17 protein-coding genes are annotated in these 21,880 nt (G+C 47.5%); 7 read left to right on the top strand and 10 right to left on the bottom strand.

Annotation, left to right across the window (positions count from 1 at the left end):
* Positions 1-35: 35 nt before the first annotated feature.
* The 4 genes from PAEAM_RS19120 (at position 36) to PAEAM_RS19105 (ending at position 5,424) form a co-directional block, all read left to right on the top strand.
* Positions 36-983 carry an iron-hydroxamate ABC transporter substrate-binding protein gene (locus PAEAM_RS19120; RefSeq protein ID WP_100528602.1) on the top strand — a complete coding sequence of 316 codons (948 nt, stop codon included), beginning with the start codon at positions 36-38 and terminating at the stop codon, positions 981-983.
* Between the two features lie 313 nt (positions 984-1,296).
* Positions 1,297-1,731 carry a MarR family winged helix-turn-helix transcriptional regulator gene (locus PAEAM_RS19115; protein WP_100528601.1) on the top strand — a complete coding sequence of 145 codons (435 nt, stop codon included), beginning with the start codon at positions 1,297-1,299 and terminating at the stop codon, positions 1,729-1,731.
* An 83-nt stretch (positions 1,732-1,814) separates the two neighbouring features.
* The gene (locus tag PAEAM_RS19110) at positions 1,815-3,599 is read left to right on the top strand and encodes an ABC transporter ATP-binding protein (RefSeq protein WP_100528600.1); all 1,785 of its coding nucleotides are present in this window, start codon (positions 1,815-1,817) and stop codon (positions 3,597-3,599) included.
* Positions 3,600-3,624: 25 nt separating this feature from the next.
* The gene (locus PAEAM_RS19105) at positions 3,625-5,424 is read left to right on the top strand and encodes an ABC transporter ATP-binding protein (protein WP_243391405.1); all 1,800 of its coding nucleotides are present in this window, start codon (positions 3,625-3,627) and stop codon (positions 5,422-5,424) included.
* A gap of 681 nt (positions 5,425-6,105) precedes the next feature.
* Here the strand turns inward: PAEAM_RS19105 and PAEAM_RS19100 are convergent.
* On the bottom strand, positions 6,106-7,662 hold the full coding sequence (locus PAEAM_RS19100; RefSeq protein ID WP_243391404.1) for an ATP-binding protein: 1,557 nt from the start codon (positions 7,660-7,662) through the stop codon (positions 6,106-6,108).
* Between the two features lie 274 nt (positions 7,663-7,936).
* On the opposite strand from PAEAM_RS19100, the gene PAEAM_RS19095 reads away from it, so the two are divergent.
* Positions 7,937-8,272 carry a hypothetical protein gene (locus PAEAM_RS19095; RefSeq protein ID WP_100528597.1) on the top strand — a complete coding sequence of 112 codons (336 nt, stop codon included), beginning with the start codon at positions 7,937-7,939 and terminating at the stop codon, positions 8,270-8,272.
* Between the two features lie 237 nt (positions 8,273-8,509).
* On the opposite strand, the gene mglC is transcribed toward PAEAM_RS19095, so the two are convergent.
* The 7 genes from mglC to PAEAM_RS19060 all read right to left on the bottom strand — a co-directional run bounded on the left by mglC (position 8,510) and on the right by PAEAM_RS19060 (position 18,289).
* Entirely contained in the window at positions 8,510-9,529 is a 1,020-nt protein-coding gene (gene mglC, locus PAEAM_RS19090; RefSeq protein ID WP_100528596.1) for a galactose/methyl galactoside ABC transporter permease MglC, read from the bottom strand.
* 15 nt (positions 9,530-9,544) lie between these two features.
* Positions 9,545-11,047: a sugar ABC transporter ATP-binding protein gene (locus PAEAM_RS19085; protein ID WP_100528595.1), complete on the bottom strand. Its 1,503-nt coding sequence runs from the start codon at positions 11,045-11,047 to the stop codon at positions 9,545-9,547.
* 74 nt (positions 11,048-11,121) lie between these two features.
* Positions 11,122-12,183 (bottom strand): galactose ABC transporter substrate-binding protein, encoded by a 1,062-nt coding sequence (locus PAEAM_RS19080; RefSeq protein WP_036606548.1) that lies wholly within the window; start codon positions 12,181-12,183, stop codon positions 11,122-11,124.
* A 162-nt stretch (positions 12,184-12,345) separates the two neighbouring features.
* Positions 12,346-13,518 carry a substrate-binding domain-containing protein gene (locus PAEAM_RS19075; protein WP_165789968.1) on the bottom strand — a complete coding sequence of 391 codons (1,173 nt, stop codon included), beginning with the start codon at positions 13,516-13,518 and terminating at the stop codon, positions 12,346-12,348.
* Positions 13,496-15,322 (bottom strand): cache domain-containing sensor histidine kinase, encoded by a 1,827-nt coding sequence (locus PAEAM_RS19070; RefSeq protein WP_100528593.1) that lies wholly within the window; start codon positions 15,320-15,322, stop codon positions 13,496-13,498. Before PAEAM_RS19070 ends, PAEAM_RS19075 begins: the two co-directional genes overlap by 23 nt.
* Entirely contained in the window at positions 15,319-17,052 is a 1,734-nt protein-coding gene (locus PAEAM_RS19065) for a response regulator transcription factor (RefSeq protein WP_100528592.1), read from the bottom strand. The genes PAEAM_RS19070 and PAEAM_RS19065 overlap by 4 nt, the downstream gene beginning before the upstream one ends.
* A gap of 334 nt (positions 17,053-17,386) precedes the next feature.
* Positions 17,387-18,289, bottom strand: a complete 903-nt coding sequence (locus PAEAM_RS19060; RefSeq protein WP_100528591.1) for a tyrosine-type recombinase/integrase — start codon at positions 18,287-18,289, stop codon at positions 17,387-17,389.
* Positions 18,290-18,457: 168 nt separating this feature from the next.
* On the opposite strand from PAEAM_RS19060, the gene PAEAM_RS19055 reads away from it, so the two are divergent.
* Positions 18,458-18,658, top strand: a complete 201-nt coding sequence (locus PAEAM_RS19055; protein ID WP_017690333.1) for a cold-shock protein — start codon at positions 18,458-18,460, stop codon at positions 18,656-18,658.
* Positions 18,659-18,757: 99 nt separating this feature from the next.
* Positions 18,758-19,030: an HU family DNA-binding protein gene (locus tag PAEAM_RS19050; protein ID WP_036606368.1), complete on the top strand. Its 273-nt coding sequence runs from the start codon at positions 18,758-18,760 to the stop codon at positions 19,028-19,030.
* A 296-nt stretch (positions 19,031-19,326) separates the two neighbouring features.
* Here PAEAM_RS19050 and PAEAM_RS19045 read toward each other — a convergent pair whose 3' ends face one another.
* Positions 19,327-19,971, bottom strand: a complete 645-nt coding sequence (locus tag PAEAM_RS19045) for a Vat family streptogramin A O-acetyltransferase (protein ID WP_017690335.1) — start codon at positions 19,969-19,971, stop codon at positions 19,327-19,329.
* Between the two features lie 34 nt (positions 19,972-20,005).
* Complete coding sequence (locus tag PAEAM_RS19040) at positions 20,006-21,694, bottom strand: methyl-accepting chemotaxis protein (RefSeq protein ID WP_100528590.1); 1,689 nt, start codon at positions 21,692-21,694, stop codon at positions 20,006-20,008.
* Positions 21,695-21,880 lie beyond the last annotated feature (186 nt).

The following is a 21,880-nucleotide window of genomic DNA, read 5'->3' as shown; positions in this document are numbered from 1 at the left end:
ACATCCAAGAGATGTTCAAGGAGAATTGACTACCCATGTTAAAGAAAAATCTTATGCTTGTCATGAGTATCTGTCTGGTGCTAGTGCTTGCAGCCTGTGGAACGACCAATAATTCATCATCTGCTTCTGGTGGTTCGTCTACGGATACTTCCACCAAGAATCAGGACAACAGTGCAAATTCGGGAGAGCAACGTATTGCCTCCATGTCGATCCATCTGACCAATGATCTGCTGTCTCTCGGCATTACTCCGGTTGGTTCCGTTATCGGTGGTGAAGCCAAAGGTTTCCTGTCCCATGTTGCTGATCAACTTCAAAATACAACGCCACTTGGTCCGGTTAAAGACCCGGATATGGAAGCTTTGCTTGCCCTGAAACCGGATGTGATCTATCTGGACGAAGAATTCTCCGGTGGTGATCTTGCCAAATTTGAAAAAATTGCTCCGGTGCATGTCTTCAATCTGGATGACGGTACATGGCGCGACCATCTGAAAGACATTGGCAAACTCGTGAATCGCGAGAAGGAAGCCGAGCAATACATTCAGGACTACGCAACCGAAACGGAAGAAGTGAAATCTCTGATTCATGATACGATTGGTGATGGTACTGTGATGGCGATTCGTGTTACTGCCAAAGAATTACGTGTGTTCAGTACACGCCGTCCCATGGGTCCCATTTTGTATGAGGATCTCGGTCTGACTCCTGCCAAAGGGATCACTGATATCGATTCGACTAAACCGTATCAAGTCGTCTCCCGTGAAATATTGCCGGACTATGATGCAGATGCGATCTTTGTAGTTGTGAATTCGGATGATGAAGCCCAGACCATGTTCAAGGAGCTGCAAAACAATCCGATCTGGCAAGGCCTGAAAGCAGTCAAAGCCGGCCATGTCTACCCGATTGGTGCACAGCCTTGGCTGGATTACTCATCTATCGGTAATAAAATGGCTATGGATGAAGCCAAAGAAATGTTCTCCAAAAAATAATTTTCTTACACTCCACACTTAACGTGTGACAATACCAAAAAACCTCTCTTAGAGACCGGAACAGAGTTAGTTATCATGCTCTCTTTCGCTCAAAGTAGAGGTTTTTGTTTTTTTCTTATCTATTTTACTTGTTTACTTTCCAGCCAATCGACCTGGAAATACCTTAAATCCAAAATTAACGACTTGCATTCACTTGACGATATATCAAATCAAACTTAAAATTTAGTTAGTCGACTAACTAAATGTGCATGTTCAAAAAGTCTGGTTTTCTGTACCGAGAAGATGGAACGAAGGTAGAAATGGAGTAGATGATATGAACCCAGTCCAAAATGATCGGTTAATGGGCCAGCTATCCGAACTGGTGAAACTGAAACGCTACAAGGTTCATGAGAAACTTGTGAACCACCCCGAGTTATACCCGGGGCAGCCCCCTTTGCTGTTCCAGCTTGAACGGGAAGATGGCCAATCCCAGAAAAACCTGGCCGAACAACTTCAGCGCAGTTCCGCAACGGTAACCGTCATGCTCAAGCGTATGGAATCATCCGGTTATGTGAGACGTGAAGCAGACCCGAAGGATCTGCGCAGTCTGCGGGTATACCTGACGGATCAGGGGCGCTCCGCGCTACAAGAATTGAGAGAAGTGATTCAGGAGTTGGAACAGCAAGCCCAGAAAGATTTTACACCGGAAGAATCCAAGATCATGTCTGCACTTGCACAGCGTATGCTTCAAAACCTGCGTGAATCCTGAGGTGATGCAGATTCCCGATTGAAGCAGCTAAAGGTATTATGAAATTGATTCACTTATGCTATGAAGATTGAGGTGATTCCCTATTGTGGACGTTAAAACGATTCTTGACCCCATATAAGTCGGCGGCAATCGTCGCCCCGCTGCTCATGGTACTTGAGGTTACCATGGACCTGCTCCAGCCCAAGCTGATGTCCAGCATTGTAGATGATGGTGTACTTGCAGGGAATCTGCCCCATATCGTGACTACAGGTCTGATCATGCTACTTGTTGCGTTAATCGGCTGGATCGGCGGCGCAGGCTGTACACTCTATTCAAGCAAAGCTGCCGTTGGATACGGCACAGATCTGCGCCAGGAACTGTTTGACCATATTCAAACCTTCTCTTTCCGCAATCTGGATACGTTTCAGGAAGGATCTCTGATTACTCGTCTGACGAGTGACATTACCCAGATGCAGACCTTTGTGCAGATGCTGCTACGGATGTTTATCCGTTCGCCGATGCTGATCATCGGTAGTATCATCATGGCGTTTACGATCAGTGTGAAGCTGGCTTTGATTCTTATTGCGACTGTACCGGTGCTGTTTATTATTTTATTTATCCTGATAAAAGCTTCCTATCCGCTGTTCGCCAGTGTGCAGAGCAAGCTTGATCAGGTCAACGCTGTGCTTCAGGAGAATCTTGCCGGCATTCGTGTCGTCAAGGCGTTTGCACGTGCGCGTCTGGAGAAAAAGCGGTTCAAACAATCCAATGAAGATTACACCTCAACTGCCGTCAAAGCCTGGCGTATTGTCACACTGAATGCACCCGTACTCAGCCTGATGCTGAACGCTACCATTGTAGCGGTGCTGTGGTTTGGAGGTTTCCAGGTAGTGGGAGGCGATATTGCTGCCGGGGATCTGATTGCTTTTATCAACTATGTCACGGTTGTACTCTCTTCCCTCACGTCGATAGGCATGATGATGATGAGTTTCTCCCGCGCCAAGGTATCAGCTGCACGGATCAACGAGGTGTTACATACACAGCCGGATATTCAATCGGGAACCAATAACTCCCGGAATGTACAGTCATCCCCGTCTACTCGTGATCAGTCCCGAAACCAAACGTCTTCTCTTCCCTCCCACACAGGCGGTCAAGTGGAGTTCAGAGACGTATCTTTCCGTTATGACGGAGACCATGCACTCACTGACATTAACCTGAAGGCTCGCCCGGGTGAGAAAGTGGCCCTGATCGGTTCAACAGGTTCAGGCAAAACCTCGCTGGTGCAGCTGATTCCCCGTCTATACGATGCTTCGCAGGGTGAAGTGCTCGTGAATGGAGTGAACGTTCGCCACTGGGATCTTCAGACTCTTCGCAGCCGTGTATCCATTGTGCTACAGGAATCCATCCTGTTCAGCGGCAGCATCCGGGATAACATTTGTTTCGGCCGGCCCGGTGCAACAGATGCTGAATTGCGTGCTGCGGCACAAGCTGCGGCAGCGGATGATTTTATTATGAAACTGAAAGATGGGTATGACACGGAGCTGGGTCAACGCGGGGTCAATCTGTCCGGTGGACAGAAACAGCGGATATCCATTGCACGCGCCCTGCTCATGCGACCGGAAGTACTGATTCTGGATGATAGCACCAGTGCTGTGGATCTGCGTACAGAAGCGAGCATTCAGAAGGCTTTGCAGTCCTTGATGAAAGACAGCACGACCTTTTTGATTGCACAACGGATCTCCTCCGTGAAGGATGCAGACTGTATATATGTTATTGATGAAGGACAGATCGTTGCCAGAGGCACACATGATGACCTTATGGCTCATTCATCACATTATCAAGCCATCTATTATTCGCAGCAACGGAAGGAGGATGTTCAATTTGGCTAAACCTGCATCTTCCTCCATACAACAAATGGTCGTGCCTCCCATCGGAAGACCCGGACCAGCAGGCAGAGGACCTGTTCCCAAAGTCAGAGCCAAAAATGCTCGCCATGCCCTGATCCGGGTATGGTCGTACATGGGACGTCATCGCAAAGGAGTCATTGCTGCATTAGTGCTGACGGCTCTTGGAACACTGCTCAATCTGGCAGGACCTTACCTTCTCGGCCGTGCCGTTAACGAACATATCGTGCCCAAAGTAACAGCGGGTTTGCTGAAGGAATGTCTCCTCTTGCTGAGTGTTTATGTCCTTGGCTCACTCCTGATGTGGGCTCAATCCTATGTCATGATTGGTGTGTCCCAACTGACCGTTAAGGATCTGCGACATGCGTTGTTCTCCCGACTACAAGAGCTGCCTGTCAGCTTTTTTGATAAAAATCAAAGCGGGGATCTGATGAGCCGGGCGACCAATGATATCGATAACGTATCTACAACACTGAACCAAAGCGTAACCCAATTGATGTCCAGTGCCATCCTGCTCGTTGGTTCCTTATCGATCATGTTTGCACTCGATGTTCGCCTAACATTGCTTAGTCTGATAACGGTACCGTTGATTACCATCGCCACTCGCCTGATCGCGTCAAGAACACGCAAACACTTCACCGCCCAGCAGAAATTGCTTGGTGAGCTTAACGGGTATGCTCAAGAAACCATTGCTGGACAAAAAGTCGTAGCGGCTTATAACCGTCAGGATCAGGCACATCAACATTTTGAGAATTTGAACGAGAAACTGCGCACATCCAGCACACAGGCCCAGACCGTTTCGGGTTTGGTTGGACCTACGATGAACGTGATGAACAATATCGGGTTTGCCATACTGGCTTCTGTAGGTGGATGGATGGCTTATCATGAAATGACGTCCATCGGACTGATCGTCAGCTTTCTCGCTTACTCCCGCCAGATTGAGCGGCCGCTCAACGATCTGGCCAATCAGTACAATCTGATTCAGGCTGCAATCGCAGGTGCTGAACGAGTGTTCCACATCATGGATACGCCTGGCGAGTACGTAGAGGAACAGAAGAAACAACTGGACCAGATTCAAGGTAAAGTGGTATTTGAAGACGTCTCTTTCGGATACAGTGCGGAGCGAGACATTCTTAAGAAGGTCAGTTTTACTGCAAAACCTGGTGAGATGATTGCACTTGTTGGACCCACCGGCGCAGGCAAAACGACCATTATCAACCTGTTACCCCGTTTCTACGAGATTACAGGTGGACGGATTACCATCGATGGATGTAACATCTCGGAACTGGAGAAGGATCAACTCCGTCGACAACTCGGCATTGTACTTCAGGATGCCTACCTGTTCTCGGGTACCATTCGCGACAATCTCGCCTACGGCAAGCCGGACGCAACCGATGAACAGATCAGGCAAGCGGCTGAGCTGGCGAATGCACATTCGTTCATCCGCAAACTGCCACAGGGTTACGATACCCCCATCATTTCCGGGGGAAGCAACCTGAGTCAGGGACAACGACAACTGCTGACCATTGCCCGGGCAATTCTGGCTGATCCGGCCATTCTTATTCTGGATGAAGCAACAAGCAGCATTGATACGCGTACAGAGATGAAGATCCAGGAAGCGATGCGCACTTTAATGAAAGACCGCACCAGCTTTGTCATCGCCCACAGACTGAGCACGATTCGTGAAGCCGATCAGATTCTCGTCATTGATGATGGACAGATCGCTGAACGGGGCAGCCATGACGAGTTGATGCAGCAACAAGGATTCTACTATCAGTTACATCAGGGACAGCTCAATAAGTCCAACTAAAGTGTGTCTGCAAAGCTACTGCATGCCGAAGCGGACCTTAGCGCGTCCGGAGCAAGTAAGTGCGCTGTATCCTGAATGTGGGAGAACATGTCCTTCGCGTGCGAACAAGTGATCAATACGCCACAAAAGCGGATTTTCTCTATGCCAAATGAAAAGTTCCACTCCGTACCGGGCGGGCTTTGAGGACATCGTCCAGCTCGCGGTTGGAGCATAGTAATAGCGTAAGCTAACGAATCTGAGACGTCTTATTCAAGCTTTTGAAGCTCCCTCAGAAATTCTAAAGAACCTGAGACACGTTATATCCAAATAAACAGCCATTTTCAGCGTTTTTTCATGGGATGTTGGGAAATAACGCGTCTGAAGTTTCTTACAAATTAAAGTAAGGACCTGAAGGCCAAATAAGACGTCCTATGTTCCTTAGAAAATCGACTACCCATTCGCCAGGATCAACCGGCTTGAGCTTCAGACTTTTATACGCTGACCTCCATCATCATATCGCTTACTTGAATTTGAAGTCACACTCTTATATAGCTAAAATGATCGGAACCGATGTGGTCTCCACACATTAACTTTATTAATCGAAATATTAAACGCCGCACGGGGTTCTTCAGGACCCATGCGGCGTTTTTATGTTTTTGTCTAATGACTATTTAATTGCTATCTCTGGGTAAGTTATATGATTTACGTCTCCATTGGCAGATGAAGCGTGAAAGTGGAGCCAACCCCCATTTCGCTATGGACGGTAATTTTACCATTGTGATCCTGAACGATTTTCTGGCAGAGCGCAAGTCCAAGTCCCGTACCTTCTTCTTTGGTTGTATAAAATGGATTAAAGATGGTGGATAGCGAATTTTCCGGAATGCCGCTTCCTGTATCTGTAATTGAAATGAGCACTGCGTCTCCGTCCTGCAACAAATCCATATGGACCTCACCAGGGTCTGTCATTGCTTCAAAAGCGTTACGAATCAGATTGATCAATACCTGCACAATTTTATCTCGATCCATGATGATCACAACTGGCTCATTAGTCATTTCAAGCGTAATTTGATGCCCTCGGGATGCCGCATCTGACTCGGTCAAAGACATCACTCGTTCAAGGCAGTGACCCAAATGTTCAGGCTTCATGTGATTGGCATGTGGTTTGGAAAACTGCAAAAATTCAGCCGTCAGATCGGTTACTCTTGTCACCTCACCCATAATCACTTCATACCATGGCGCGATATTAAAGGCTTGTCCACGGGACAGCTGCAGGAATCCCCGAATTGCGGTAAGCGGGTTCCGAATTTCGTGAGCCATACCCGCGGCCAGTTCACCTACAGCCCTTAGTCTCTCGGAACGAAATACTTCTTCTTCATTTTTCAGCCATTTGCTGCGCTGTTGTTGAAGTAGCCTATCCTCGGCTACCGTCATAAAGTGCTGCAACGAATCCGACATTTCCGGGTACAGGGAGATGCTGTAGCTTACCTGGAGTCCTTGAAGCTGCACGGATAGTAGTGACAACATGCGTTCTTCCACATCCTGTATCTCTGGCAAAACGACCGCAAATCGGTCTCCTGCATACCGGGATATGCCATAGGCCTCGGTGAAATGATTGCTGATCATCTGGCCTGTACCTGTGATTACCGTACACCAAGGATCTTCTGACTCTTTTTTAAAGCCGCTAAAGTTATTGACGTTCAAAAGGACAAGCAAAAAAGACCGTTGCTCTTCTACTGTCTTATGTAACACCTCCATGTAACCTTCGTAATTCAACAGTCCGGTAAGCGGATCATGCAGGGTCAGGAACCGATTTTTTTCCCGAAGCCTGCGCTTCTCGACCTCACTGTTGATTAAGGTATGATACAAAAAAATGATAACAACCGAGGTTAACAGGTCAAATAACGAAACCAGCAAAGCATATGTATCTACAGGCACATACGAAAGCCGAATCAACGTATATTGCAACATAAGCAGCAACGAAATCGGCAAGGTCTGCGCCAACCTTGGTTTGTCCTGGATCATTGAAATAATGAGCATATAATACAGCATGTTGCACCAGTTCAGTTCACTGAAATAGTGGAATATCCCTAGAAAAATCCACTGAAATTTTCGCAGCACAGGATATCGTCTCTCCCCATAAATACTTGCTACCAATAATGTCGCCGAAAGTGACATTATTGCCATATTAGGGGTAAGCCTGAGAACATAAGAGGACAGAATGACAAGCAGACAACCTAGCGGGAATATCACCATTTTCATCGTGTAACTAAGCAAACAGCCTCGCCCCCTTTGACATAAAACTCACATCAAATAACTTATGTACATGTATTATATCGATTATGATTAGCTGATGTTGTCGATTAGTGGAGGCTCGCCAAATTCGCACGAATGTATAAATTATGAAGGCAATAGGACATATGATGTAATTGTAATCAACAAAAGTGAAACAATTCCTCTTCGCATAAATCATTATTGTGGTACAATACAATAATGGATTAATTTAGGATAAATACTTTCTTATGGAGGATATCACATGACAACACAACGAAAACCTTTCGGTCTGGGTACTCTATCTCTGCTCATACTGGCTATGGGATTCGCTTTTAACTACGGGTGGGGAGAAGAAAATTTCAGGTTAGGTTATCGACTATTCGAACTATTAAACTTGCCTATTTATAGTAACGGAGATCAAGGACTTCATATCCCCTTTGTAGCCACAGCAATCTTCTGGATCCCTACCATCTGGATAGCCAAAAAAAATCGTTCACATTATGGCACAAGTGTTGCCTGTAACATCGCTGCATTTATGCTAGTGTTTTGCATCATTGGCCCTATAATTACTGTCGTAGATTGGTTTGTAAATGCATAACGCTTAAAGCCAGCTCTCTATATCCCGAGGGCTGGCTTCTTTGCTGCTTTTCCATATAAGATGAACAAATTGTTTACACGATAACGTAGAGGACAGAAATAACCTGAAGAAGCGGAGCGTTCGCCTTTATCCCCGGATTTTCACTTCTTTAGAAGGGAATCAAAAAATCTGGGGATAACAGCGATCAGAAGGTTATTCTGTCATCGGAGTGACTGGTGTAACCTCTTGAGGCTCATCTTATTTTTTCGCCATATACTTACGGATATCAAAAGCCACCGCAGCAACAATGATCAATCCTTTGATAATCAACTGCCAGTATGGACTTACACCGATAAACGTTAGACCATAGTTGATGACCCCGAAGATCAGCACACCCGCCATAACCCCGGGTACCGTTCCAATACCTCCTGCCGTTGATACACCGCCTACTACACATGCGGCAATCGCATCCAGCTCATACATGTTACCGTAATTGTTTGTTGCTCCACCTGTGCGTGCTGCCTCAAGTACACCACCCAGACCATACAGTGCACCCGCAATGGCATACAGCGCAACCAGGTTGCGAGCCACATGAATCCCGGATACATGCGCCGCCTGAATGTTGCCACCGATCGCGTACATGTTTTTGCCGAGACGTGTTTTGTTAAAGATTACCCAGCAGATTAATGCCACCGCAATAGCAATGAGGACAATATACGGGATGGAATAACCTCCGCCCAGATCAATGTATCCAGAGCCAATGACGGTAAAATCGGGTCGCAATCCTCCGATCGGCTGTGACTGATTGGGTTCCGTATCAAAATAAATGGAGTTCAGTCCGTACACGGCAACCATCGTACCCAGCGTTGCGATAAAAGGAGGCACATGTAATTTGGCGACAATGAGTCCATTCACTAATCCCACGAATAGACCTGCGGTAATCCCGACAAGGATCGGTATACCGACCCATAAGTGGGGCAGATCGGGGAAGAAGCGATTTGCATACTCGTCAATTTGCAGCATCGATGCCGATACAACCGCCGTCAGACCAACCACCCGTCCAGCGGACAGATCGACCCCACCCGTGACAAGGATAAAGGCTGCACCGAGCGCAATAATGGCCCGTGTGGAGGACTGCTGTAAGATGTCCCGCAGTGTGGAGAAGGCCAGAAAATTCGGATCGGCAATCGCAATACCAATAATGAGCAGGATCAATACGATAAAGATGGCGCGTTGTGTTACATATTGTTTCACTTGATTGATCATCTGTGTGTTCATCTGTTTCCCTCCTGACTAAGCCATCCGCTGCGCGGCCAGCCTCATAATATCCTGCTCTGTTGCCTCGGCTCCGTCCACGATTCCGGTGAGACGCCCTTCGCTCATCACCATAATGCGATCCGACATGCCCAGCAGTTCGGGCATCTCCGAGCTAATCATGATAATGCTTTTGCCCTGACGAGCCAGTTCCGTAATAATGGTGTAAATCTCAAACTTGGCCCCAACATCGATTCCACGGGTCGGTTCATCCAGCAGCAGTATCTCCGGGTCGGTCAATAACCAACGGGCCAGCAGAACTTTCTGCTGATTACCGCCAGACAGGTTTCGAATCAGCGTGTTAACTGAAGGCGTTTTGGTTCTGAACTTCTGCGTCTGCTCACGTGCCTCTTCGCGGCCTTTTTTCTCGTCCAGCAAGCCCACGCGATTTCGGTAGCGTCCCAGACTCGCGATGATCGTGTTCTCATACACTGACAACACCGGGAAGATTCCCGTGGCTCTTCGTTCCTCGGTCAACAGGGCAATGTTGTGACGCTTCGCTGCTGCAGGGGAGTTAATCTTCACCTTGCGCCCATGAATCGAAATCGTACCTGAAGCGAGTCCGCGCAGTCCGAACAAGGACTCAATCAGTTCTGTCCGCTGTGCTCCAACCAAGCCGCCAATGCCGAGCACTTCACCTTTTCGCAGCTCAAAGGATACATCACAGAACGATTTGGACTGGTTTGATGTCAGACCCTCGGCTTTTAATATCACTTCACCGGGTACGTTCGTCCGTTCCGGGAAACGTTCGTCCAGATCACGGCCAACCATACGCGTAATGATCAGATCTGTCGTTAGATCCACAGCATCCCATGTCCCGACAACGAAGCCATCACGCATGATTGTCACTTCATCCGAGATCGTCAGGATCTCCTCCATCTTGTGTGAAATATAGATAATGGATACCCCGCGACTGCGCAGTTCATTAATAATGGCAAATAGCTGATCCACTTCCTTGCCTGTCAGGGAAGAAGTTGGCTCATCCATGACGATGACTTTGGATTGAAAAGAGACCGCCTTGGCGATTTCCATGGATTGAATCTTGGAGACAGACAGTGTTCCCGCCTGAGCCTTCGGATCAATATCCAGGTTCAAGTCCTTGAACAGGGCCAGCGTATCGGTATACATCCGTTTCTCGTCCACCAGTATTCCCCTCATCGGAAAACGACCCAGCCATATATTCTCCATCACCGGACGATGCGGGACCGGATTCAGCTCCTGATGAATCATGGATATGCCTTGCTGAAGTGCCGCTTTGGAATTCGGAATATCCACATCCTTTCCTTCGATACGTATCGTTCCTTCATCCGGGTGATACATGCCGAACAGACATTTCATAAGTGTGGATTTCCCCGCTCCATTCTCTCCCATCAAGGCGTGAACCGTCCCCGGTTTCACTTTCAATGTGACCTGACTTAGTGCCTGCACACCCGGAAATGCTTTGGAAACTCCATTCATCTCCAGCAGGTAAGGTGACTCCATCTTGGTTCCTCCCTTCCATATGACCGGCAAAAAAGGGACGCTACCCGAATGTCGGACGTCCCTGTCTCGTGCTGTTATTGGGCGTCGGCGATGTTGTCTTTTGTAATCTTCTTGTATGCAATCCAGACGTATTTACCATCTGTAATGTCGTATTTGGTATTTTCCTTTGTTGGTGTCTCACCTTTGGCAAGTACGGAAGCCAGTGCCACCGTGGCTGCACCCTGATTCTTGGCATCATTAAGCACCGTGCCCAGCATTGTGCCATCCTGTAGAGCCTGAATGGCTGGAGCTGTTGCATCCACACCTACCACCGGCATGGATTTGCCATCTTTGAAGTATCCGGCTGCTTTCAATGCCTCAATGGCTCCCAAGGCCATGTCATCATTGTTCGCGAGAACAGCTTCAATCTTGTCACCATGGGAAGCCAGGAACGCCTGCATTTTCTCCTGACCTTTCACCCGGTCCCACATCGCCGTGTCTTCCGCCAGTGCTTCCACTTCGATACCGGCATCCTGGATCGCCTGAACCGAATATTTGGTTCGAAGCTCTGCATCCTGGTGACCCGGTTCCCCTTTCAGCATGACGTATTGCAGTTTGCCATCGCCGTTTTTGTCCGCTTCCGGATGTGCTTTCCAGTAATCCACAATCAGCTGACCGGAGATCGTACCGGACTCCTCCGCTTTTGCTCCTACGTAGTACACTTTATCCCATTTGTTCATATCTTCAGCCACTGGCTCACGGTTGAGGAATACCACTGGAATGTTCGCTGCCTTAGCCTTGTCAATGATGACACCTGCCGCCGTCCGGTCCACCGGGTTCACGGCCATTGCATTGTATTTCTTGGACACAAACAGATCGACTTTCTCATTCTGGGTCGGCTGTGCATTCTGGCTATCCACGATATCCAGAGTCGCAACGCCTTCCGCTGCTGCGGTCATGGCATTACGTACACCCGTCATGAATGTATCATCAAATTTGTAGATGGCAACACCAATCTTGGGCGTTTCCGTACCGGCTGCTGTCTGGCCTCCTGTATCTGTTCCCGTACTTCCACCTGCACTGTCTCCGCCGCTGCTACACCCCGCCGCCACAACCATACATGCCGTAATCAACAGTGTCATCCATGTTTTCTTCATATCCTAATGACCTCCCCCAAGTTCATTCGGCTTCACCGATGTCTTTATTATGAAAGGGTTTACATTGAATTCGAATACAATATCTTCACCTGTTCTATCGAAATCTTCCTCAAGTTAACAAACACCTTCATTTCTTCGTTCAGCATTCGTTCCAGCATTGGTTCATTGTACAAAAGGAAACAACAGCTTCTGGTTATCCATCCAGAACATATTGTCTGTACTAACCAGCTTGGTCTCAAGTAACACTCTCGCTTGCACCTGTTGATTGTTCAGCCGCGCAACGGCTTGATTCAATCCCAGATAACCTGCACTGTATCCATTCTGGACGATGAGATGATCAAAGACCCCTTCTTGCAATTGCTCCAGTTGTTGTTGTTCACTGCCGAATCCAACAATCCTTACCTTGTCCGCAGATTTGCGTCGATTCAATTCATCGGCTGCTCCCAGAGAAGCCGGTTCTTGAAGAGAAATGAAGCCATCCACCTCCTGCTGGTCCAGCAATTGCTTTGCAGTCTGCCAACATCCATCCCGTGTATTACATATCGATTTGGGTTCCACTTGAATATTAGGATACTGTACCAAGGCTTCCATAACCCCCTGCTCTCTCTGAATAAGACCCGAATTAAGAGGATCGGGGCCTAATAAAGCTACATGTCCTTTCCCTTCCAAAAGCTCCGCCATAGCCTGGCCGGCCTGTCTTCCCGCCTCAACATTATCCATCGAGATGAAACTGGTGATGCCTTTCACGGGAAATTCATCGTTAAGCACAATGACAGGAACAATGGTTCCATCGGAATTTGTTGTCTGGGCCTCCTGAATGATGTCACTAAGTGCTTTCTCACTTAGGGGATCAACCAATAGAGCTGATGCCCCCTGCTTCAGAGCCGATGCGGCGGCCCCCACTTGAGCCTGTTCTCGCACACTGCGAGACAACGTTCCACGGTCCGCATTGGCCTGCTTCACCTGTATCTGACTTCCAGCAGAGTCCAGAATGGCAGGCGTGTACACATCACCATCGGAAGGGTATGCTTCCACAGTAATCAGTTCGGCTCCGTTCTCTTTGGCAGCCGCTTCGGCGCCAAGCCGGATAGCTTCCGCAAGTTCCCCTGTCCCAGCTGGCGTAATGAGCGCGATACGTGGCGTTACTGCCGTAGCATCGGGACTCGATAAGCCACAGGCACTACATATGAACAGACAGCAGCTTGCAGCTGTCAGGGTTACTAACCGACGTTTCCGGATTCCAGGAAAGCTCGCAGCAACCTTTTTCAAAAACGTACGGATATTCAATCCTTTACCTCTATGGGCATTGTTCCTATTCACTTGGTTGTCTGTCATTAGGCTCGCCCTCCTTCTGCTGCGATTGAACAGGAATCCGCATCCAGACCGTGGTGCCTTCTTCCAACTCACTTGCAAATTCAAGGCCATATGCCTCCCCGTAATAAAGCCGAATTCGATCATGTACGTTGCGTACCGCTACGCCTGATCCTGCACCGCTTTTAACAACAGGACTGCCACTTAATAACCCTGACATCTGTGCTTCCGTCATGCCGACCCCATTATCTGTAATGCGAAACACCAACTTGTTGTCCTCACGATAGACATCGATCTCAATACATCCCTCGTCCATATGGTACTCGATGCCATGAACAATGGCATTCTCAATCAGGGGTTGCAGCACCAGCTTTAATGTCAGGCAATCCAGAAGCGTCTCATCTGCCTTGATGCTAAAGTTGAATTTGCGCTTGAACCTCATCTGCTGAATCGTCAAATAATGCTGCGCATGCTCCAGCTCTTCCCTGATTGTGATTATCGTTTTGCCTTGACTGAGACTGATGCGGAAAAGGCGAGAGAGAGACGTGATCATCGTAATCACTTCCTCATTGCGGCTCATGCCAACCATGCGCACTACCGAATTCAGAGTATTATATAGAAAATGTGGATTGATCTGGGCCTGCAAGGCTTCCAGCTCCAGACGCCGCTTCTGCTCCTGTTCATGGATAATCTCATCCATCAAGGTTCGGATTTTATTGACCATCAGGTTGAAGCGACGGGATAGTCGTTCCACCTCCAGCGGCCCTTCAATAGGCAATTCCACGTTGAAATCCCCACGCTCCACGGCCTTCATCTTGCGTTCCATTCGCCGAATCGGGCGAGTCAGACTGGAGGATAAGAACAGCGAGACGAGAATGACCAGCACCAGCACTACCACCAGTACACGAATGAGATATCCGTTCACTTCCTGACGGGTAGTCATAATCTCATCCAGATACGCGACACCAACGATTTTCCACCCGATATTGGCAACGGACTTCACGGTATTCAGCCTTTTCTGCCCATCTGCCTCATCTTCATAACTGCCGGAAGCCACCAAAGCCTGTTCGATATTCTCGCTTTTGAGACCCATATACATCAATTGCTGCTGCGGATGGTACACGATATTACCCGCACTTTCATCGATAATATAGACGTATCCCCGTTGCCCCAGACTGACCCGGCGGCTCAGTTCATCCATCTGTTTGAAGTTGATATCGACCAGCAGGATGACCTGCCGATCCTGACCATTTTGGCGTATCGTTATACCTTTGCTCATGGAAACGACCCATTTATATGGGCCTGTGTACATGTTCTGAATATGAGGTAACGAGAAACTCAGGTGATCTGGTACGCGGAGCGCAGACTGAAACCACCCTTGCTGTGTCACATGAGCACTGGTTTTCAATTCGGCTGTAGGTCTGTTCTTCAGCAATTGCCCCTTGGAATCAAGCAGAGTTATCGAGATGATATCCTCACGACTGCTGAGCAGTGTGTCGAGCTGTTTGTCTACCTGTTCCCCTTCCCATGTCCCGTCACGCAGCATGTGTTCCTCAATGGCACGGTACAGATGCGACATACTGCGGACGTAATCCTCCAGGTTATAACTGACCTGATCCACAATCTGTCTTGTCGTCAGTTCCGCACTTCGCTCGGCAGCCTGCGTGAACTTGTCATGCAGAAGCATCGCCATGATGGTCAGCACTAAGACGATGAAGACGGAGAAGGACCACGTAATAATAAACCGAATACTGCTGACCCTGGAGGAACGCAGACGAGAACGCAATTGAAGTCCCAAGTACTTCACCCAGCTGGACAGGAACTTCATCGAATCGACCCTTCACTTGCTGCCTGGGAGGCCTGTTTACGATATTCTTTGGGCGAGACGCCAATATGTTTTTTGAAGCAAAAACTGAAGTAATTCGGTTCGGCGAAACCAACCTGCTCCGCAATCTGAAACGATTTTAGCTCTGTCGAGCGAAGCAGTTCACGCGCTGCCTCCATTCGGATCTGCATTAAGTATTGCAGGAAGGTAAGCTGCACTTCTTTTTTGAAAATGCCACAAAAATAACCGGAGCTGATATGCAGATGTCCGCACACCTTTTGAATGGAAAGGTCCGGGTCAGCATAATGCTCTTTCGTGAAAACTAATGCCTGCTCGACAATATCTTTGTATACATGCTGGCGTCCGCTGGCAATGCGATGTTGTACGAGCAGACAGACCTCTCGCACCTTTTTCTGCGCCTCAGTAAGTCCCGGCAGTCGGAACAAATCCGCATACAACTGGAACCCTGCACCGAAGATATCTTCCATCGCTTCTCCTGATGCCTGTGCTGCCTTCCAGACCGTTGTTAACACTTCTATTAGATAGAGCTGAATATCACTTCGCCCGTGTTCTACCGTAATTTCCCGGAAAATGATGGCAAGCGCTTCCTCCAGCTCCGCCTGCGTACCAGCCTTCAGACAACGTGTCAGCGTCTGCTGCTTCAACTCGTCAAACCGCAGCTTGCCCGCTGTCTGTCGTTCCACGTCCGCGATGTATATAATTGAATCCGTCCCGGGCACAAGCCGATAATCCAGTGCCAGCAGGGCATCTTCGTAGGCATGATTCACATCCGCAAGTGTATCCACAATCTGGCCAGATCCCACCGTCGCGGGGATACGCAAGTAGTGGTTGATGCTGCGCATGACATTATCCAATGCCTTCTGTTGCCGCTTCGCTCCATCTGTACCGCCCGAGCGATCCACATAGAGCAGGACAATCGTCTCCTGATGCATAAAAGCATGACCAGCCCCATGCTCAGCCCAAACTTCTGCCGCAATGTTAAGTGCAGCAAAGCGTTTCAGTTCAGCATCCTCAGATTGACGCAAGGAACCTCCGGGAACGAATATCTCAGACTGGTCCGCTACCTCGGATGTTGTTTTGTTATGTCGCTGTGGGGGCTCGCTGAATACTCCCTCAGACTTCTCCTTCTGTACATCTCCATCCATATGCAGTGTCAATACGGACACCCCATAACGTTCTCCTGTCAGATCCAATCCGCATTGTTTGGCTTTACTATGAATATATGTTGAGGATTTCTGTCGATGGAGCAAGGTAGCCATCAGATCTGCCTGTAATAAAGGCAAACTGGTATGATAGTGCTCACGCAGCTGCTGTACATCTTCACGCTCAGCCACTTCAGCCGCCATCTGAGCGCGCAGTCTTGTGAGCAGTTCGGTGAGATGTCCTGCCGAGAACGGCTTCAGTAGATATTCGTCCACACTTAACGAGATGGCTTGCCTCGCATAATCAAATTCATCATATCCAGTCAAAATGACCACCTTTACGAGTGGATTACGTTTCCTCAATCTTTGTGCAAGTTCCAGACCATTCATGAATGGCATGCTGATATCCGTCACCACAATGTCCGGCTCTACCCTCTCCGCCATCTCCAATGCTTCCCGCCCATTCTCAGCCAAACCGACTATCCGCAGATCGAGCGCTTCCCAATCGACCTCTACAACAAGTCCTTCACGCACATCTTCTTCATCATCCACCAGCAGTACCCGGTACACGTTTGGATTCCTCCCTTTTGATGACGGCCTTAGCCCTATCAACGAATATATATGTAGCATTGTGAATCATTTGATTTCTTATGGCTCACCGAATTGAAGCAAGATGCAAAGGCTCATGTTGATCTGTTCCAAGGTTGCCATCATAATATACAATATTATCAGGGATATGTAATCGCTTTCTTTGTTAGAGGTAAGGCAACCCTGTTGGGCAGTGCCTAAGTGAAATGTGAAGGATCGTATATGAATGCTAAAGGTAGGTTAAAGTAATACAAACACGGAAAATTTCGAAGTACTTCTAATAAGAGGTGTTTTGATTCTGACTATAATTCAGTCTTCATTCTTGTTCTTTACGATGATTCGTACTTAATGCTTTAAAATAAATCATTGTTGTATCTGGGTTGGTGTGTCCCATTATCTCGGCCAAACGGTGCAGTGGCGTATGCTCAGCCATGGCGTAGCCAAAACGATGACGCAGGTCGTGTGAACTCAGTCCTTCCAGCCCTGCTGTTATCATTACTTTTTTAATCAGGTGGCGCAATGCTCTCTCCGTTAAACGATCGTTTGTCTTCTCTGAAGGAAAAAGATACGCACGATCGGTAGCAAGATCAGATAAGTACTGATTCAACATGACAACACACTGCATATTCAAAGGGATCTTACGTTGCACGTTGCGTTTATCGGCGCTCACTGTCAGGTGACCGCTTCGTCTACCAATTTCGATATCATGAGGCTTGAGGTTACATACCTCCATCGTTCGCAAGCCTGTGTGAAACATAAGGGTCAGGATGGTCTGATCACGAAGTGAATTACCATACTCCACTGCCGCGAGGAATGCCTGCTCTTCTTCAAATGTCATTCGACGTGGACTTACTTTGTCTTCCGGAATGAATTTTAATGGTTTGGAAGGATCATGACTGAGCCTGGATTCCAAGACAGCCCATTTGAAAAAACGCTTCAGCGTAATTAACCTCCGGTTAATGGTGGCTGGTTTCAATAACATAACGTTGTGAGCATCTTCACGATAACTGACTAAAGTGGATGTATCCACATCTTCAATTCGCAGTGAGAACTCTTCGCTGAGCATGGTGCTTTCCTTGTACCATTCGATAAAGTGCTTCAGATCACTTGCATATTCCTTCACGGTTTTGGGATGCAATTCCCCCTCTTTAGCAAGCATATGTATGAATTCCTCTACTGTCGGTTCCCGCTGCACCGAAACCCCTGATGACTGATTCATTAGAAAATACCTCCAAATCTTGACTTATATTAGCGGACATGGTATTATCATATTAATCGATACATTAGCGGACATCAAGTTCGTGGTTTAAATGCACCAGGTGAGTGTCAATTTTAAATTATACTCGTCATAATGATCGGCTAAAAACTTATTTTTTGGAGGAATCACATGCAAACAGGTACAGTGAAATGGTTCAACGCGGATAAAGGATTCGGCTTTATCGAAACTGAAGAAGGAACAGATGTATTCGTTCATTTCAGTGCAATTCAAGGTGAAGGTTACAAATCTTTGGACGAAGGTCAACGCGTTCAATTTGAAGTAACTCAAGGTAACCGTGGACCACAAGCTGAGAACGTTACTAAACTTTAATTATATGAAAGCTGCCTTATTAATAAGGCAGCTTTTTATTTACACATATGTGTCACAGCAAAGTTTCCACATCCCAAGAATGAAAGCGAGGTATTCCCCATGGATAAAGAACAATTGATCACAGAAGTAGCCAAGGCTGGCGGTTTTTCCAAGAAGAATGCTGAAAAAGCTGTAACCGTTGTATTGGATTCGATTCTCGAAGCTCTCAAAGAAGGCAAAGAAGTTCAACTGGTCGGATTCGGAAAATTTGAAGTGCAGAAGCGTGAGGCAAGAACGGGAAGAAGCCGGAAAACAGGCAAAGAAATTCAACTACCTGCAGGTAAAGTTCCTGTATTCACAGCAGGCTTAAGCATGAAAGAAGCTTTAAATTAAACAACGCAACAACTTATTGAAAAGAGGTTTTTATTCAAACACACAATGATAATATGGATTTAAATGTCGTGTTTACTACCGTTGATGATATCATTAACTTTTATTCAGGCAAACAGACAAACTCGGATCATACAGAAAATCACACTCATTTGAATCCCCCATCAACAAAGTCTGATTGTACCCTACGACCACCCACCCGTTAAATTACATTTCATCTTGGACAACAAGAGGCCCTGATCCGCTCAAAACGGTCCAGGGCCTGATTTGCTTGGAAGCCGGCTCTGTCAGGAACCAGCTTATTTGCTGTTCAGAAGTTCGCGCAAGATCTGTAGATCATATGTAGAGACAAGACGTTCCAAATGCGTATCCAGCCATTCCTCATCCTGATCCCACCACTTCAATTCCAGCAGCAGTGCAATCGTCTCTTCGTCAAAACGCTTTTTAACAGTCTTGGCTGGATTACCACCAACAATCGTATAGGGTTCAATGTCCTTAACAACGGTTGAATTGGAGGCAACGATTGCCCCGTCTCCAATCGTGATACCAGGCATGATCGTTACATTTTGTCCAAGCCATACATCGTTCCCCAGTACCGTGTCACCCTTATATGGAAGTTGTTCCAGTGTAGGTGTCACACGCTCCCATCCTCCACCAAAAATGTTGAACGGATACGTGGTCATACCCTCCATCCGATGATTCGCACCATTCATAATGAATGTCACACCTTCCGCAATTGCACAGAAATTTCCAATGACCAGGCGATCACCAATAAAGTCATAATGATGCTGTATCCGGTCATAGAATTGCTCTGGCGGATTTGTGTTATCGCTATAATACGTATAATCACCGATGTCCACGTTGGAACGCGGCGGCAGGTTTTGAATGTAACATACCGTACGGATATTCTCATTCGGGAAAAGTTTTGTTTTATCAGGGGCCATATGAAGTCCCTCCTTTTCCCTATTGTAACAGATATTAAATCTTAAACGGACTAAGTGAGGTCTGCAGCTCTGTCGACACATCAGACAAAATAGCCGCAGATGCCTTGATCTGCTCTACCGACTTGAGCTGTTCATGGACAGAATCGGCAGCCTGTTGTGAATTGGTACTGGCCGTCTGCGCATGACGAGCGATCTCATGCACAGAAGCCACGATCTGTTCCACGCCTGCGGACATCTCTTCACTTGTCGCAGCCATGTCCTCAATCTCTGTAGCCATACGCAGGTTTGTATCCCGGATCAGGCTGAAGTTTTGCTCCGTTTCCCGGGTCAAGCGCAGTCCTTCCTGTACTTCGTCCTTCACTCTCGACATGGCCGATAGCGATTGCTGCATATCTTGTTCCATGGCTTCGACCAGTTCTTCAATACGATCTGAAGAGTCTCCGGCTTGTTCAGCCAGTTTACGAACCTCGGTAGATACGACGGCAAATCCTCTGCCATGCTCCCCTGCTCTTGCTGCTTCAATGGATGCATTGAGAGCAAGCAGATTCGTTTGATTTGCAATCTCATGTATGGCGGAAACCATCTGGCTAATCTGTGCCGACTTCCCTTCCAGCATACGAATGACTTCATCCGTTGTGGTAACGGAAGATTCAATGGTAGACATCTGCTGAACGGTAAGTTGCACCGCTTCACCTCCGGTTTCAGCCTGTTTGCGTGAATACAAAGCAGAGTCCGAGATGCTGGAGGCCTTGTCCGCCATGCGTTGTACGGCTATCGCCACTTCTTCCATGGCCTGCAGATTTTCTTCTGTACTAATTGTCTGACTCTCGGCTCCTTGTGCGACTTGTTCAACGGAGGATGCAATCTGCGCCGATTCTTTGGACGTTTGGTCCGCAATCTTCAGTAGCAGCCCAGTCGAATGCTCTGCTTTCTCCGCAGCTTGAAGTCCTCCTTGAATGATGACCTGGAGATTACTTCTCATCTCATTGTACCCCATGCCCAGCATGCCAATCTCGTCTTGGACGTTGTCCACAACTGGCTGTGTGAAATCGCCCGTACCGGCACGTTTAATCGCTACGGATACCCGTTCGATTCTTACTCTCACCCTGCGAACGTACAGCAGGATCAGGGTAATTGCGACTAACATTGCAAGCAGGAATACGATCAGGAATGTCTTGAGGAACGAGAAGATAATCACATCAATTAACGATTGAGAAGCGCCAACATAGAAAATTCCGATAATCTCTCCGGATGCGTTCTTGATTGGTTCATAGGCCGTCTGATATTTCTGACCCACAACCACGGCTTCACCGAAGTATTTTTCCCCTTGCTGCAAAACGGTCTGGGCGACCTCGTCCGATACCTTCGTGCCGACAGCACGCTTTCCGTCCACCATGACATTTGTTGCAACACGTTCGTCACCTCGGAAGATCGTCACTGTGTCCCCAGACGCTTGTCCAATCTCATCCACCAGTTCGAAATTGCCTTCCAGCGCGGTATCTCCCTTGAATAATTGTCCGTTCTTAATGGCCCAATCTCCTGGATGCTTATATGTAATGATACTATTCGCCATCTCCAAATCTCGCTTTGCCTTCTCTGTAGCAAATGTCGTGATCCCCTGCTTCATCTCCATGATTACACTTACCGCCACGGCTGAAGAGAAGACGATAAATATACTGATAACGATCAAACTGATTTTGGTACCGATGCTCATGCTTCGCATGTGTGTGAGCCACCCTTTTCCCTATGTAATTGTGGGGATATTCAAGCCAATTTCGATTCCGTTTCGAATATCACTATAGTCTTATCGGTAGGAGTGTTCACAATATTTATAATATTTCAGTGACTTTTATCACAAAAATAACTTGTTGAAACCTAATGTTTTACGAATTATCCGTAATCATGTAAA

Origin of the sequence: Paenibacillus sp. GM1FR (assembly GCF_002803315.1) — a bacterium.
Lineage (GTDB): Bacteria > Bacillota > Bacilli > Paenibacillales > Paenibacillaceae > Paenibacillus > Paenibacillus amylolyticus.
This window is presented reverse-complemented; position numbering and strand designations above follow the sequence as displayed.